This is a genomic window from Micromonospora maritima, from assembly GCF_902825405.1.
In the GTDB taxonomy this organism is placed as follows: Bacteria; Actinomycetota; Actinomycetes; order Mycobacteriales; family Micromonosporaceae; genus Micromonospora; species Micromonospora maritima.
In genome coordinates this window covers 1-966 of the sequence record NZ_CADEAU010000912.1, presented here as the reverse complement: position 1 = coordinate 966, position 966 = coordinate 1, and the positions used below count along the sequence as shown (strand labels likewise).

The 966-nt window shown below is 75.7% G+C and carries 1 protein-coding gene; it reads left to right on the top strand.

Translation table 11 applies throughout. The features are described 5' to 3' along the window. The coding region (locus HUW36_RS33485; RefSeq protein ID WP_343044382.1) for an FtsX-like permease family protein at positions 1–924 on the top strand (924 nt) is incomplete at its 5' end. Between the last annotated feature and the right edge of the window lie 42 nt (positions 925–966).

Sequence of the window (966 nt, the reverse complement as noted above, 5' to 3'; positions counted from 1 at the left end):
GCCGGGCCCGGCGCCCCGCTCGCCGCCGATCCCGCCACGGTGCTGGCGGCGATCGACGCGCAGCCGGGCACCCGGGCCAGGTACGGCCTGGCCCAGGCACCGGGCTCGGTCGTGGGCGTCTCCGACCCGGTCCCCGTCACCGCGATCACCGGCGACGCGACGTGGGACGGCTTCGAGATGGTGTCGGGACGCTGGTTCACGGCCCCCGGCGAGGCCGTCGCCGGCAGTCCCCTGCTGACGGCGACCGGGGCCCGGATCGGCGACACCGTCACGGTCCACGTCGGAGGTACGCCGGTACGCGTGCGCATCGTCGGCGAGGTCTTCGAGTCCACCATGGCGGTGTTCACCGGCACCGCCACGATCGCCGACCTGAAGCCGACCGAGTACCGGGTCGCCCTGACCCCGGGCACGGACGCCGGCGACTACGCCCGGACGTTGACCGGCGCACTCGCCGCCCGGGCCCTGACCGCGCTGCCGACGGGCTCGGAGACCGACCCGCTCCTCGTGGTCGTGGAGGGGTTGACCGCCACGCTGACCCTGCTGCTCCTCGCGGTGGCCGCGCTCGGTGTGCTCAACATGCTCGTCCTCGACCTGCGCGACCGGATCCACGATCTCGGCGTCCACAAGGCACTCGGCATGACGCCGGGTCAGACCGTCGCGATGGTCGTCGCGTCCGTCGCCGGGGTGGGGCTGGTCGGCGGGCTGCTCGGCGTACCCGCGGGCATGGCGATGCAACGGCTCGTCGTTCCCGCCATGGCCGCCAGCGGCGGGCTGCACCTGCCGGAGACGCTCGTCGACGTGTACGGGCCGGTCCTGCTGGCGGCGTTGGCGCTGGGCGGGCCGGTCACGGCCCTTCTCGGCGCGCTCCTGCCGGCCGGGTGGGCGGCCCGGACCCGGACGGCGACGGCCCTGCGCACCGAATAGCGGGACCGCGGCAGGGGCGTCGCGGCGCAGGTCAGCCGAGGC